General features: G+C 63.7%; 15 protein-coding genes. 5 read left to right on the forward strand and 10 right to left on the reverse strand.

The genetic code is table 11. The features are described 5' to 3' along the window. Positions 1-360 (forward strand): GFA family protein, encoded by a 360-nt coding sequence (locus C7G61_RS27190; protein WP_108519758.1) that lies wholly within the window; start codon positions 1-3, stop codon positions 358-360. A gap of 52 nt (positions 361-412) precedes the next feature. Here C7G61_RS27190 and C7G61_RS27195 read toward each other — a convergent pair whose 3' ends face one another. After that, positions 413-1120 (reverse strand): glutathione S-transferase, encoded by a 708-nt coding sequence (locus C7G61_RS27195; RefSeq protein ID WP_108519846.1) that lies wholly within the window; start codon positions 1118-1120, stop codon positions 413-415. 207 nt (positions 1121-1327) lie between these two features. Here C7G61_RS27195 and C7G61_RS27200 point away from each other — a divergent pair, with 207 nt between their 5' ends. After that, on the forward strand, positions 1328-1747 hold the full coding sequence (locus tag C7G61_RS27200; protein WP_108519759.1) for a DUF3606 domain-containing protein: 420 nt from the start codon (positions 1328-1330) through the stop codon (positions 1745-1747). Between the two features lie 129 nt (positions 1748-1876). On the opposite strand, the gene C7G61_RS27205 is transcribed toward C7G61_RS27200, so the two are convergent. The 9 genes from C7G61_RS27205 to flgB form a co-directional block, all read right to left on the reverse strand. Continuing rightward, positions 1877-2557, reverse strand: a complete 681-nt coding sequence (locus tag C7G61_RS27205; RefSeq protein WP_108519760.1) for a lectin — start codon at positions 2555-2557, stop codon at positions 1877-1879. Between the two features lie 144 nt (positions 2558-2701). Further along, positions 2702-3715, reverse strand: coding sequence for a Tim44 domain-containing protein (locus C7G61_RS27210; protein ID WP_108519761.1), 1014 nt, complete (start codon positions 3713-3715; stop codon positions 2702-2704). Between the two features lie 238 nt (positions 3716-3953). Continuing rightward, the gene (cckA, locus tag C7G61_RS27215; protein WP_108519762.1) at positions 3954-6518 is read right to left on the reverse strand and encodes a cell cycle histidine kinase CckA; all 2565 of its coding nucleotides are present in this window, start codon (positions 6516-6518) and stop codon (positions 3954-3956) included. Between the two features lie 181 nt (positions 6519-6699). After that, positions 6700-7773, reverse strand: coding sequence for a flagellar biosynthesis protein FlhB (flhB, locus tag C7G61_RS27220; protein ID WP_108519763.1), 1074 nt, complete (start codon positions 7771-7773; stop codon positions 6700-6702). A 72-nt stretch (positions 7774-7845) separates the two neighbouring features. After that, positions 7846-8616, reverse strand: coding sequence for a flagellar biosynthetic protein FliR (gene fliR, locus C7G61_RS27225; RefSeq protein WP_108519764.1), 771 nt, complete (start codon positions 8614-8616; stop codon positions 7846-7848). Positions 8617-8630: 14 nt separating this feature from the next. After that, the gene (gene fliQ / locus C7G61_RS27230) at positions 8631-8894 is read right to left on the reverse strand and encodes a flagellar biosynthesis protein FliQ (protein ID WP_025588824.1); all 264 of its coding nucleotides are present in this window, start codon (positions 8892-8894) and stop codon (positions 8631-8633) included. Positions 8895-9018: 124 nt separating this feature from the next. Continuing rightward, entirely contained in the window at positions 9019-9330 is a 312-nt protein-coding gene (gene fliE, locus C7G61_RS27235; protein WP_108519765.1) for a flagellar hook-basal body complex protein FliE, read from the reverse strand. Between the two features lie 16 nt (positions 9331-9346). Next, positions 9347-9772 (reverse strand): flagellar basal body rod protein FlgC, encoded by a 426-nt coding sequence (gene flgC, locus C7G61_RS27240; RefSeq protein ID WP_108519766.1) that lies wholly within the window; start codon positions 9770-9772, stop codon positions 9347-9349. A 26-nt stretch (positions 9773-9798) separates the two neighbouring features. Further along, positions 9799-10209 (reverse strand): flagellar basal body rod protein FlgB, encoded by a 411-nt coding sequence (flgB, locus tag C7G61_RS27245; RefSeq protein ID WP_108519767.1) that lies wholly within the window; start codon positions 10207-10209, stop codon positions 9799-9801. 436 nt (positions 10210-10645) lie between these two features. On the opposite strand from flgB, the gene C7G61_RS27250 reads away from it, so the two are divergent. The 3 genes from C7G61_RS27250 to C7G61_RS27260 all read left to right on the forward strand — a co-directional run bounded on the left by C7G61_RS27250 (position 10646) and on the right by C7G61_RS27260 (position 13693). Then, on the forward strand, positions 10646-11728 hold the full coding sequence (locus C7G61_RS27250) for a flagellar biosynthetic protein FliO (RefSeq protein ID WP_108519768.1): 1083 nt from the start codon (positions 10646-10648) through the stop codon (positions 11726-11728). Continuing rightward, the gene (fliP, locus tag C7G61_RS27255; RefSeq protein ID WP_108519769.1) at positions 11725-12480 is read left to right on the forward strand and encodes a flagellar type III secretion system pore protein FliP; all 756 of its coding nucleotides are present in this window, start codon (positions 11725-11727) and stop codon (positions 12478-12480) included. Before C7G61_RS27250 ends, fliP begins: the two co-directional genes overlap by 4 nt. Positions 12481-12709: 229 nt before the next feature. Further along, positions 12710-13693, forward strand: coding sequence for a GGDEF domain-containing protein (locus C7G61_RS27260; RefSeq protein ID WP_108519847.1), 984 nt, complete (start codon positions 12710-12712; stop codon positions 13691-13693). Positions 13694-13698 lie beyond the last annotated feature (5 nt).

Raw genomic sequence — 13698 nt, forward strand, 5'->3', positions numbered from 1 at the left:
ATGCCCGATAGCAAAACCTATACCGGCGGCTGCCATTGCGGCCAGGTACGTTTCGAATGCACCACGGATCTCGCGATGGTCACTGCCTGCAACTGTTCGATCTGCACCAAGAAGGGGCTGCATTTCACCTTCCTCGACCCGAAGAGTTTTCAGCTCCGCGCCGGCGAGGAGAATTTGAAGGAATATCTCTTCAACACGCACGCGATCCACCACCAGCTCTGCGTCGATTGCGGCGTCGACGTCTTCGCGCGCGGCAAGAAGCCCGATGGCAGCGATGTGGTGGCGCTGAATGTGAGCTGCATCGACGGCATCGAACTGTCGAAGCTGAATATGACGCCGGTGGATGGACGGAGCATGTGACGGCAACGCCGTCATTCCGGGGGCGCGCAAAGCGCGAACCCGGAATGACGAACTACCCATCCAGCACCTTGTACCTCCGAAAGATCCCGTCCTCGTTGAACGCAATCCTCCGGTCGCTCGCCAGATAGGTCTTGATGTTCGGGCGCGCAGCGACGCGGTCGTGCAGTTCGACCAGGCCGGGAATTTCCTTCTCGAACTTCTTCATTCGTTTCGGAAAGGCGTAGCGAAGACCTTCCACGATCTGGAACAGCGAGAGGTCGACGTAAGTCAGGCGGCGGCCGGTGATGTAGGTGCCGCCATTGGCCGCCAGCAGGTCCTCGAAGTAACCCAGATATTTCGGCACGCGCGCCTTCCAGAACTCGTCGGTGCGTTTCTTCGCCGGCGCTTTCTGCTCTTCGTAGTAAAGCGAGGGGCCGAGCGGGTGGTGGGTGTCGTGAACTTCCAGCACCAGATCGGCGATCGTGAGCTGCAACTGATGCACCCAGAGTTTGCCGGCCTCCGACTTCGGCGCCAAGCCGTGCCGTGATCCCAGATAGAGCAGGATATTGGCGGTCTGCCCGATCACGAGCTTGCCGTCTTTGAGGAACGGGGGTGCGAAGGGCGGCGCTCCCTTCCGCGCTTCCATCATTCGCATCATGGCGGCCATGCCGTTGCCGCGGCGCGCGACGTCGGCGTAGCGGGCGCCCGCCTCTTCCAGCGCGAGGCGGACGTATTCGCCACGGCCCTGAATGCTCGGCCAGTAATAGAGCTCATAACGCATCGATGATACCTCCGCTGCCGGTTTGACCGACATAACAAATCATCTTGCGGTTCGTTCGTCACGCCAAACGCGGCGTCCGCGCGACCGTCGCGGCATGAACGCGGCGCCCAGATCTCCACAGCTCCGAATCTGTCCGAATGCGAGCGGGCGTGATAGGTTGCCTCGCGTTTGAAGCGTCGATTTTCTCAACACGACAGGAGAATGCGGATGGCGGACAACACGAAGAAGCGCGGCGGGGCCGATCGCGGGCTGATCGCGTTGAGCGAGCCTTACGAGGTCGCTTACTGGTCGAAGAAATTCAAGATCACGCCGGCCAGGCTGAAAGCTGCCGTCAAGAAAGTGGGGCACTCCGCCAAGGACGTGGATGCCTATATCAAGCTGCAGAAGCACAAGGCCTCCGACCGGGCACGGATCGCGGTGAGCCAGCCCTACGAAGTCAGCTACTGGTCGAAGAAGTTCAAGGTCACCCCCGCCAGATTGAAGGCCGCCGTCGCCGCCGTCGGGCATTCGTCGAAGGCAGTCGGCGCCCATCTCGCCAAGCGCAAGGCTGCGAAGAAGGCGAAGAAGAGCGCCAGAAAAACTCCCGGTAAAACGACAAAGAAGCGCGCAAAGAAAAAGGCCGCCTAGCGGCGGCCTTTAACGCAAGGCGCGGCTTGCAGGGATTCGTAGCCCGGGTGGAGCGCAGCGCAACCCGGGATTCTCCTTGCGGGAGTGACCCCGGGTTGCGCTGCGCTCCACCCGGGCTACGGCGTGAGCTCAGTTCGCCGCGAAGCAATAGAACAGTCCGTCACCGCCGGTGCTCTTGAGGTCGGCCTGCGAGCAACCACCATCCGGACCGCGCGAGGGGTGCGAGGAGTTCCAGGACTTCGAGGCGTCGTCGTCGCGCATGCCCATGCGGTCGGAATGGCCGACCATCGCCGCGCCTTGCGTCGAGCTCGTCCAGTTCTTGCAGGTGCGATCCTCGCCAGCCGCAAACGCCGACCCGTCCGCCTGCGATCCCGTCAGCACGTCGTGACGATTGGGCGTATCGCCGCGGCCGTTGATGACCTCGCCCTTCTCACTGAGCGCGCTCTGCTTGGTGAGGCCGTTGGCGCCGTGCAACTCGGCGACGTCCTTGGCGACCATCGCGCCCTTGGCATTCTTCCACGGCCCCTTGCCGATGCGCTCACGCGCATTGACGGCAGGCTGACCGTCGGCGGCTTGCGTCGAGAGATAGGCGCGCCAGGTCTTGCCGCCCGCTCCAGCCGCCTGCGCCAATGTCTGGCAGTGATTGTCGGCGCCGGCGAGCCCGCCGAGATTGCCGCCGTTACCGATGCCGTTGCTGGTCAGGAAGAAACTGGTATCGGCCGATTGCGCCTGCGCGGGCGCGCTGGCGAGGGCCGATAGGGCGGCAAGTGCAAAGCATGCCGTCGAGATGATTCTGGCGAAGCTCTTCATCTGGTTTCTCCCTGTTATTTTTGGTTCGTTGCCATCAACACATCACGGCGACCGTTATTCCGGAGCGAAATGAAGCGGGAATTCCGGCAAAGAAAAAGGCGCCGCGGAACGAACCGCAGCGCCTTCCTCGTTACATTGTGGCGATCAGCTGGTCTGCTGGATCGCCGAGAGTTCCCAATCGGCGCCGCGTCGACGGGCGAAGGTCCACACTTCGGTGGCTTCGATCGGCGTTTCGCTGCCCGAGACCAGGCGGCCGGTGGTGCGCTCCAGGGTCTTGTCGACCAGCGAGAACCGCATCGCCACGCTGGCGAAATCGGTTTCGCCTTCGCGCCAGGCTTCGGCGAGGTCGCCCTGCAGCAGCTTGACGTCGGTCACCTTGTTGACGTCGTTGCGGGCCTTGTTCTCCTCGAGATCCTTGGAGAAGTAGGACACCATCTCGGGCGTCGCCAGCGTATGCAGTTTGGCGACATCCTCGTTCGACCACGCGGCCTGGACCTCGCCGAGCAGACGCTCGAACGCTTCATAGTCGGCCGGCTGGATTTCCAGCTGCGGCTGGCTCGATCCCAACCCAAAGCCGCCGAGGCCAGAGCGGAAGCTGCTCTGGGCGCCGGGGCCTTCAGCGGCAGGAGCAGGTCCCGTCGCGTAGGCGGAGGCCGGCGTATGGCGGCGCTGCCACCACGACATCGCCAGCCGCACCACGATAACGATCAGGGCGATCTGCAGCAGCAGGCCGATGATCGAGGACAGGCCGCCGAGGCCGGAGAACAGGCCGCCGCCGGTCAGCATGCCGAACAGGCCTGCGCCAAGGAAGCCCATGGCGAGACCGCCAAGCATGCCCCCCATCATTCCGGGCCGGTTGAAGAAGCCGCCCTTGGCGGCCGCGCCGGCAGCCGCCGGTGCGCCCACGCCAGGAGTACCCGGCTGGGTGAAGGTACGGTTCATGGGCTGCGCCGTGCCCGGCGCGGTGGTGGTGCTCGGGGGCGCCGAATAGGTCTTCGATCCCCGCGAACCGGAGCTGCCGCCACCGCCAACGCGGGCGTCAGCCGCCGAAATCGAGATCGCCAACGGAACCGCCACCGACATCACGATCGCGATGGTCCGTATAATTCCGCGCGCAGTCAGCGTGAAATTCATGTCTTTTTCCTCATTCCCCGACATTGGAGAAGTGCCCCTAAGATGGGCAGGACCACCCAAAAGTGAAGCCGCCATAGGGACGCATGGCTGCGGCCCTCGGTCGCGGGGATGTGACGATTTAGCTGTGAACCAGCATTAATCAATGGTTTAGGGCCGGCAATGTCAGCTCGCGCAGGATGCGCAGCCGAGAGAACTCGCCGTCGAATGGCGGTTCCTCCGGCGTGCTGAAGCATTTCATACGGGCGGATTTGACAGGCGGATCTCAAGAAGCCGTCATCGTCTCCTTCACCTTCTCGACCAGAGCGCTCAGCGCGAACGGCTTCGGCAGGAAGGCGAATTGCTCGTTTTCCGGCAGGCTCTTGTCGAAAGCTTCTTCAGCATAACCTGAGACGAAGATGATCTTGAGGCTAGGATTGCGCTTGCGCATCTCGCGCAACAGCGTCGGGCCGTCCATTTCCGGCATCACGACGTCGGAGACGACAAGATCGACCGCGCCGTCCTTTTCGTCCAGCGCTTCCATCGCCTCGATGCCGTTGGCGGCTTCGATTACGCTGTAGCCGCGCGAACGAAGGCCGCGCGCATTCAGGGAGCGCAGGCCATCCTCGTCTTCCACCAGCAGGATGGTGCCCTGCCCGGTCAGGTCGGGCCGCGGCTTCGGCGGCTCGGTTCCGGCTTCCTTTGCCGTCCCGTTCGTGGCCTGCGCTTCGGGCTGGGTCTCCAGTTCGGCACGATGGCGCGGCAGGAAGATGCGGAACGTGGTGCCCTCGCCCGGCGTGGAATCGACGTAAACAAAGCCGCCGGTCTGCTTGACGATGCCGTACACCGTCGAGAGACCAAGCCCGGTGCCCTTGCCGACCTCCTTGGTCGAGAAGAACGGTTCGAAAATCTTGTCGACGATGTCGGCCGGAATTCCGGTGCCGGTATCGGAAATTTCGATCCGCACGTAGTCGGCGGCCGGCATGCCCTTGTGGGTGAGCTGGGCTGCTTCATCCACCGTCACATTGGCGGTCCGCACCGTCAGCTTGCCGCCATCGGGCATGGCATCACGCGCATTGACCGCGAGATTGACGACCACCTGCTCGAACTGCGAGACGTCGACCTTGACCGGCCAGAGGTCGCGGCCATGCACGAGGTCGAGCTTGACCTTCTCCCCGATCAGCCGCCGCAGCAGCATGGTGAGGTCGGACAAGGCGTCGCCGAGGTCGAGCACCTGCGGCCGCAGCGTCTGGCGGCGCGAGAATGCGAGCAGTTGCCGCACCAGCGTCGCGGCGCGGGTCGCGTTCTGCTTGATCTGCATGATGTCCTGGAACGACGGATCGGTCGGCTTGTGCGCGTTCAGCAGGAAGTCGTTGGCCATCATGATGGCAGACAGCACGTTGTTGAAGTCGTGCGCGATGCCGCCGGCGAGCTGGCCGACCATGTCCATCTTCTGCGACTGATTGATCTGGTTTTCCAGCGTGCGCCGCTCGGTAGTCTCCAGCAGATAGACGATGGCGGCTTCGGTGTCGCGCTCGTCCTCCTCGACCGCGGTGACGAAGAACTGCCCCCAGCGCTCCTTGGCGCCGTCGAGCATGGCCTCGACGGGGGCAATGTCGCCCTGCCCTTCCGCCGCCTGGTTGATCGCCGCAATCAGAAGGCCGCGGTCGCGCGCGTTCACGGTGCGGAAGATCGACTTGTTCGCTGCGCCGTCTGGGCTGAGGTTCTGCGCCAGCTTGGCGAAGCGGGCGTTGGCACGGACGACAGCGCCGCCGCGGTCCACCGTCGCAATCGCCATCGGCGTATGGTCGAAGAACCGCATGAAGCGGACTTCGGCGGCGCGTTCGGGGTCGGAATGCTCGTCGCGCGTGCGGCTGATCACGAGCGTGCGCGAGGAACCCGGCGAGCCGTCGGCGCCGAAAGCCAGCTTGTGGTAGAGCCGCACCGGCATGGTCCTGCCGCCGCGCATGCGCAGGTCGATGTCGAACACCTCGGTCTTGACCTCGCCGGGCACCGCCACGATCGAAGTCAATAGCGCAGCGCCATCGCCGGAGACGATATCGGTGAGCTTCAGCCCACCCGACCCGATCTCGGCGAGATCGTAATCGAGCCAGTTCGCCAGCGTGGCGTTGACATAGATGACGTCAGCGGCCGGACTGACCGAGAAGAATCCGCATGGCGCGTGGTCGAGATATTCGATCGCGTGCTGCAGCTCCCGGAACACATCTTCCTGGCGCTCGCGGTCCCGCGTGATGTCGGCGATCGACCACACCGCGTATTTTGCTTCGCGCTTGCTCTGACCGAGCGGACGAACCCGCATCCGCAGCCAGCGTCCCTGCGCACCGTCAGAGCCGGCGATGCGGACCTCCTCCTGCTGCCGCTTGCCTTCGCGGGCGGCCTTGAGCAGGCGGAACACGGCTTCGGAGACGTCCGGGTTGCCGATGAAGACGCGTTCGATGGGGCGCACGTCCTGCGGGCTCGCGGCGCCCGTCAGCGCCAGATAGGCGGCGTTCGAATAGACGACATGGCCCTTCGGGTCAGTCACAGCCAAACCGTCATGGGCGTGATCGGCGATGCGGCCCATCACGGGGTCGTCGGCAGCGCGGTCGGTGAAGCGGATGATCCCGGCGGCAAAGGCGAACAGATTGAACAGGCCGACCATGGCGAGCAGCGCCAGCACGCCGAGGATATAGGGCTGGGCCTGGGCGCGACCGATGGTCATGAGCGCCACCGCCACCGCCACGATGCCGGCAGCCACCAGCAGCACCAGCACGATGCTACCGCCCCGCCGCGCCGGTTCGTGGGCCGCAAGGGGCCCGGTCGACGGATGGCTGTCAGTTTCGACGGTCATAGGAAGCGGCGTTGCCCTTCGGCAAGGAGTCACGCGCCGGTCAGGATGGCCGGCCGCAGGTAACCCCGCGTTCGGCTGGCGCACCTCTCCTGAGTGCCTGAATCGGCCCCGCAAGCGCAAGCCCATCAGGCAGCTATTTGGCAGATTGAAGGCATTTCAAGGCGTTTTCCAGCGGTTCCTCTCACATTCTCCGGGCGGCAAGCCCGTTCTTCAGGCCCATGACGTAGCCGATGATCTCGGCGACCGCCTGATAGTGCTCGACCGGAATCTCCTCGTCGATATCGACGGTGGCATAAAGCGCCCGCGCCAGCGGCACATTCTCCACGATCGGAATGTCGTGTTTCTTCGCGACCTCCCTGATCTTGAGCGCGATGTTGTCGGCGCCCTTGGCGACGCAGACCGGCGCCGACATGCCGCGATCGTAGGACAGCGCCACCGAATAGTGGGTCGGGTTGGTGATGATCACGCTGGCCTTGGGAACGGCGGCCATCATGCGCTTCTTCATCTGCTGCACCCGCAACTGCCGGATCCGGCCCTTGATGTGGGGGTCGCCTTCGGACTGCTTGTATTCGTCCTTGATCTCCTGCAGCGACATCTTCTGCCGGTCGTACCACTGCCGGTACTGGAAGAAGTAGTCGGCGATCGCGACCGCCGCCAGCATCGCCACCACCGCGCCCATCAATTGCAATGTCAGATTGGTAGTGACGCCGAGGATCGCCGAAGGATCGAACCGCAGGAACGACTCCAGACGATGGCGCTCGGGCCACAGCACCGCCATCATGACGGCGCCGAGCGCGATCAGCTTGAACAGACCCTTGGCGAAATTCGCCACCGCCTGCTTGCCGAAGATGCGTTTCAGTCCGGCACCGGGAGATACCTTGCTGAATTTCGGTGTCAGCGATTCCGACGACCATACCAGCCGGTGCTGGATCATGTTGCCGGCGATCGCGGCGAGCATGAGCATCAACAGCGGCACGCCGATGGCGCCGAGCACGGCATAGGCCAGCGTGTTGCCGAGCGCGAGCAATGCCGCGCCGTCGGCACGAAGCTGACCCGCGTTGGCGATCAGGCTGCGCAGCGGCGTCAGAATGCCGCCGCCGATCGATCCCGAAAAGGTCGACAATATCAGCGTGGCGCCCGCGATGATGAACCAGGTGTTGACCTCCTGGCTCTTGACGACGTCCCCCTTGGCAAGCGCATCATCGAGACGTTTTTGCGTAGGGTCTTCTGTCTTGTCGTCGGTATCGTCGGCCATCGCGGCGTCCTAGCATTTTGTTGAGCATGACCTTCGCGCAAACGCGGAACGCGTTTGCGCGGGGATCATGCTCTATTTCAGCGGCGTCAGCTCGTGCATCACGCCGATGAAGTAGTTGAGATAGGTCGCCATCATTCCGGTGAGGACGAGGGCGAGGATCAGGAAGCCAATCATGATCGACAGCGGCACGCCGACGAAATAGACCTGCATCGCCGGCATCAGCCGCGCCAGCACGCCAAGGCCGATATTGAAGACGAGGCCGAACACCAGAAATGGCGCCGAAAGCTGCATGCCGATCTTGAAGGCCGTGGCAAACGCACGCGTGGCGAGCGCCGCGACGTCGCCGCTCGGCAGCAATTCGCCCGGCGAGAAAATCCGGTAGCTCTCGTTCAGCGCCGCGATCACGAGATGGTGGCTGTCGGTGGCAAACAGCAGCGTCACGCCTAGGAGGGTCAGGAAGTTGCCGATCAGCAGGCCCTGTTGCCCTTGGGTCGGATCGACGGAGGTGACAAAGCCTAAACCGAGTTGCTGGGCGATCACCGAACCCGCGACCGAGAGCGCCGACAGCGTGACGCGCGCGGTGGCGCCGAGCACGATGCCGATGACGATCTCGTGCACCATCAGCACGCCCAGCGAGTTCATCGAGGTCAGGTCGACCTGGTAGGCGGCGCGGTGCAGCGGCAGGATGATCAGCGTCAGCAGAAGCGCTATCCCAAGCTTGATGCGCACCGGGATGTTGCTCTCGCCAAATCCCGGCATCAGCATCACCATGGCGCCCACGCGGGCGAACACCAGCATGAAGGTGGCGGCAAGGGCCGGCAGCAGGGATATGTCGACGCGCATTCATTCACAATGCATCAACCGCCTATGATTCGCGACGATATCCGCATCATGTGACTGTGCAGCGAATCCGCCATGAACGGCAACGCCAGCAATAATGTCACGAAGATCGCGAGAATCTTCGGCACGAAGATCAGCGTCTGCTCCTGGATCTGGGTCAGCGCCTGGAATAGCGAGACCACGACGCCGACCACGAGCCCGATCACCATCAAGGGCGACGACACCACCACGATGGTCCAGATCGCATCGCGCGCCACGTCGAGGGTTTCAGCACCGGTCATTGTTGTTTCTCGCTTGTTTTTCACTTGCACCGTCATTCCGGGATGGTCCGAAGGACCAGACCCGGAATCTCGAGATCCCGGGTTCGATGCTGGCGCATCGCCCCGGGATGACGTCCAAGGGACGTCAGATCGGCATCTTCATGATGTCTTCGTAGGACTGGATCACCCGGTCGCGCACCGACACCAGCGTCGAGACCGCGACGTCGGTCTCCGCGACCGCCGTCACCACGTCCATGACGTTGGCCTTGCCCGAACTCATCGCCATGGTCTGGGCGTCGGATTTCTTGCCGGCATCCAGCACGCTGCCCACCGCGTCCTTGAGCAGCGCGCTGAAGGACGGGCCGCCGGCGGTTTGGCCACCCTTCTCGGCGCCGCCGGATTCCATGATGCGCGAAAGTGCGGCGTAGGCATTTGCTGCAACGGTGGGTGAAGCCATTTTCTATGGTTCCTGTTCAGGCCTTGAGGATGTCGAGCGTGCGTTGGATCATGCGGCGCGTGGCGCTGATGATGTTGAGGTTGGCTTCATAGGACCGCTGCGCCTCGCGCATGTCGGTCATTTCGACCAGCGGATTGACGTTCGGATATTTGACGTTGCCGGCCGCGTCCGCCGCCGGATTGCTCGGCTCATGCTTGACGCGAAACGCCGACTGGTCGGTCCGGACCTTGCCGAGCGTCACGACCCTGGCATCCAGCGTGCGGTCGAGCGCCGACGAAAATGTCGGCACCTTGCGGCGGTACGGATTGCCGCCGGCAGTCGGCGCGGTGGACTCGGCGTTGGCGATGTTTTCCGAGATCACCCGCAACCGCCCCGCCTGCGCGCGCAACCCGGAGGTCGCGATGCTCATCGAGCGGGCGAAATCGCTTCCATCATCTGCCATGATCCGGTTCTCCTAATCGCGGCGCATCAGCGTTTTCCGATGGCGGTTTTGAGCAGGCCGAGGCTGCGGGTGTAGAGCGAAGTGGCGGCCGCATAGTCCATCTGGTTGGCCGAGACCTTCAGCATCTGGTCTTCGAGATTGACCGAATTGCCGGCAGGCTTGGTCAGGAAGCCGCTCCTGCCGCCATCGCCCCTGAAACTCTGCCCGCCGCCGGAGACGCTGATATGGGTGGCGCTGGTGCGCATCATGCCAAGCGAGCCCATCCCGCCGCCGACATTCGCGCCCTTGTTGTCGAACTTCGGCTCCACCAGGTCGCTCGGCCGGAAATTCGGGGTGTTGGCGTTGGACACGTTTTCGGCGAGCACGCGCTGGCGTTCCTGGTGCCACTGCATCTTGGTGCGCAGCGCCGACAGGATCGGAAGATCGTTGATGGCCATCGAGCCGGTTCCCCATTAACCTCTGGCAGACGCCGCGAGGTAGGCAGAATTTGCCCGGTGTATGGTTAACGGCTGGTTAAAATTACGCTCGAGCGCCGTCGACATCCACCAATACCCGCTGACAGCACCAAAACGAGCGCATTTTCGCCACGAAAACTGCGTTAACCAGCACCAGCCGACCCGACTTGGGGCGCTCAGAAGTCGTTTTGGCTCAAGCGATTCTTGGTCTATTAATTAACCGGACGGCGGCGTTCGCCGCGGGGAATTAAGGAATAAGGCTGATCTCGGGCGTGATTCGCCGTCTCGCGGATCGCTTCGGAGCATGGTCAGGATGCCGGGAACCGTGTTCCCGGAGAACATGCTCGGACAGCAAGACCTAAGACCGCACTCGACGAAGCCAGCATCAAGAGAACGGCCCGTGGCCGGGGACTAAAGAATGCAATCACCTCTGACATTCCTCTTCGCATTCATCGCCGTTCTGGCGCTGATCGGCTTGGCCGCGTGGCTGGTCCGCCGTTTCGCCAATAACCGCATCGGCGCCAACACCCAGCGTGGACGGATGCCGCGGCTCGCCGTGATCGACGCCGCCGCCGTGGACGGCCGCCGGCGCCTGGTGCTGGTACGGCGCGACAATGTCGAGCATCTCCTGATGATCGGCGGCCCGAGCGACATCGTGGTCGAACCCAATATCGTGCGTGCGATGCCAAACCGCGATCAAATGGCGCCACGCCCGGCGGTCGGCGAGCAGCCGCCGCGCATCGCGCCGCTGCCCGATGCCGCCTGGAACGACGAGGCGGCAAGAGAGGCGGCAAGATCCGACTCGCGATCGACCGAGGCCTTCGATCATCCCGAACCGCAAATGCCGGAGCCGCCGCCGCGCCCCGCACGGCCCTCTTTCGCCGACGAAATCCGCCGCCCCGCGGCGCCGCCGATGCCGGAACGTCGCGGTGATCCGTTGACGGGCTTTGCGCCGGAATCGATCAGCGGCCGCCCGGAATCGGGCCCGCCGCGCCTCGGCCGCAACGAGCCGCTGATGCCACGGCCGCAGCGCGAGTTGCCCAAGGCACCGCCCATCCGTGAGGCACCGCCAGTCCGTGAGGCGCCGCCAGTCCGCGAGGCACAGCAAATCCGCGAGGCATCGCCAAGCCGCGAGACACCGTCAGGCCGCGAGACACCGTCCATCCGAGAGGCGCTGGCTGCCCGTGACGCTCCGGCGGTTCGTGAGACGCCGGTCCGGGCGCCTGAACGCGCCGCGGGGCCGCCGCCTCCGCCTCCATCCCCTCCGGCCCCCGCGCCGTCGAGCGCCGACCAGAATCTGGCCGAAATGGCGCAGCGGCTGGAAGCCGCCCTGCGCCGGCCGGCCGAACCGGTGGCGCCGCCGGTAGCGCCGGAAACGCCGCCCGCCCGGACCTCCCGCAACGAGCCTCCCGCGCCCACCCCCGCTCCGCAGAAGAGCGGCTTCGAAAATCTCGAAGACGAGATGGCGTCCTTGCTGGGTCGTCCGAAGAACCCTTCGTGAGGCCGGCGACTTCTCCGCGTAGAGTTTTATTTTTCTTAATCCTGACCGCCACCGGATCGCTTGCCGATCCGGCGCTGGCGCAGGACATCAGCATCAATCTCGGCCAGGGCGGCGGCGGGGTCACCGAGCGCGCGATCCAGTTGATCGCGCTGTTGACGGTGCTGTCGATCGCGCCATCGATCCTGATCATGATGACGTCGTTCACGCGGATCGTCGTCGTGCTGTCGCTGCTGCGCACCGCATTGGGTACCGCGACCGCCCCGCCCAACTCGGTGATCATTGCGCTCGCGATGTTCCTGACCGCGTTCGTGATGGGCCCCGTCTTGCAGAAGTCCTATGACGACGGCATCAAGCCCCTGGTCGCCAACCAGATCGGGGTCGAGGAAGCGCTGCAAAAGGCTTCGGTGCCGCTGCGCGGCTTCATGCAGAAGAACGTTCGCGAAAAGGATCTGAAGCTGTTCGTCGATCTCTCCGGTGAGCCGCCACCGGCGACGCCGGAGGATCTGTCGCTGCGAATTCTGGTCCCGGCCTTCATGATCTCGGAGTTGAAGCGCGCCTTCGAGATCGGTTTCCTGCTGTTCCTCCCCTTCCTGATCATCGATCTTGTCGTCGCATCGGTGCTGATGTCGATGGGTATGATGATGCTGCCCCCCGTCGTGGTGTCGCTCCCGTTCAAGTTGATCTTTTTCGTGCTGGTCGACGGCTGGTCGCTGGTGGCGGGGAGCCTGGTGCAGAGCTACGGCGGCAACTAGCGGCCGATTCCCAAGAGTTCCACAACCCAATAGGTCAATATTGATTACGTATTTGCTGCGGAGTTTCCTGGCGAATTTAAGGTCAGATTAGTTCCTTCGTGCACAATGGAGGGCTTAGGGCACCGAATTTCGTACAAACGCATCACCGGATCAAACGATGGTAGGCCAGTCGATCGGCGAGATGGACGTCGAATACGCCACGACGATTGCCGACCGGGCTATGCGGTTGATGGCGCAGCAGTCAGTTCCTGCCACCCCGACCAATTTTGCGGTCTGGTTCGAATATTCCCTGGGCAATTCGCTGGCGCTGCGAAAGACCATCGACATCCTGATTGCCGGCAAGCGCAAATTCGACCCGGCGGTCAACCACGAACTCTACATTACCTACGTGACGCCGCAGTCCAGCCCCGACCCGCTCGGTGACCTTCCCGAGCAGTTGAGCGGCCTGATCGCCACCGCCCAGCAATTCCTGAACACCGCCGTCACCGACAACCAGACCCACATCAAGGCGCTCGGCGAGGTGTCGTCCGAAGCCGCTGGCGCCGCAGATCCCCGGACGATCATTGCGAAACTGGTTGATGAATTGTCAAAGGCGACGTCGCGGGCCGCGACGCTGGAAGCAAATTTCGCCGCCACCTCGGAGGAACTGGACAGCATCCGCGATTCGCTGAAGGCGGCCGAGCAACGCTCCAACACCGATGCGCTGACCGGCCTCGCCAACCGGCACTCGATGGATGAGTTCCTCCGCCTCGCCCAGATCGCAGCGATGGAAAAGGACGAGGCGCTCAGCGTCTTCCTGATCGACATCGATCATTTTAAGAAATTCAACGACGATTATGGCCATCAGGTCGGCGATCAGGTGCTGCGGCTGGTGGCCAAGGTCCTGCAGGAAGGCGTTCGCGAAGTCGATCTCGCAGCCCGTTACGGCGGAGAGGAATTGATCGCGGTGCTTCCGGGAGCCGATCTCGAGGCCTGTACGTCGGTCGCCGAGCGTATTCGCCGCCGCATCGCCGAAGCGCGTCTGACGCGCCGTGCGACGGGCAAGGAAATCGGCAGCATCACGGTTTCGATCGGCGTGGCGCAATTCCGCCTCGCCGAATCCGCGGACGCCATGATCGAGCGCTGCGACCGCGGGCTTTATCAAGCCAAGCGGCTCGGCCGTAACCGCACGGTGACGGAAACCGAACTCGAGCCCGAGGCCGGCGCGGCCTAGCGGGA

This window comes from Bradyrhizobium algeriense, assembly GCF_003062295.1.
In the GTDB taxonomy this organism is placed as follows: domain Bacteria; phylum Pseudomonadota; class Alphaproteobacteria; order Rhizobiales; family Xanthobacteraceae; genus Bradyrhizobium; species Bradyrhizobium algeriense.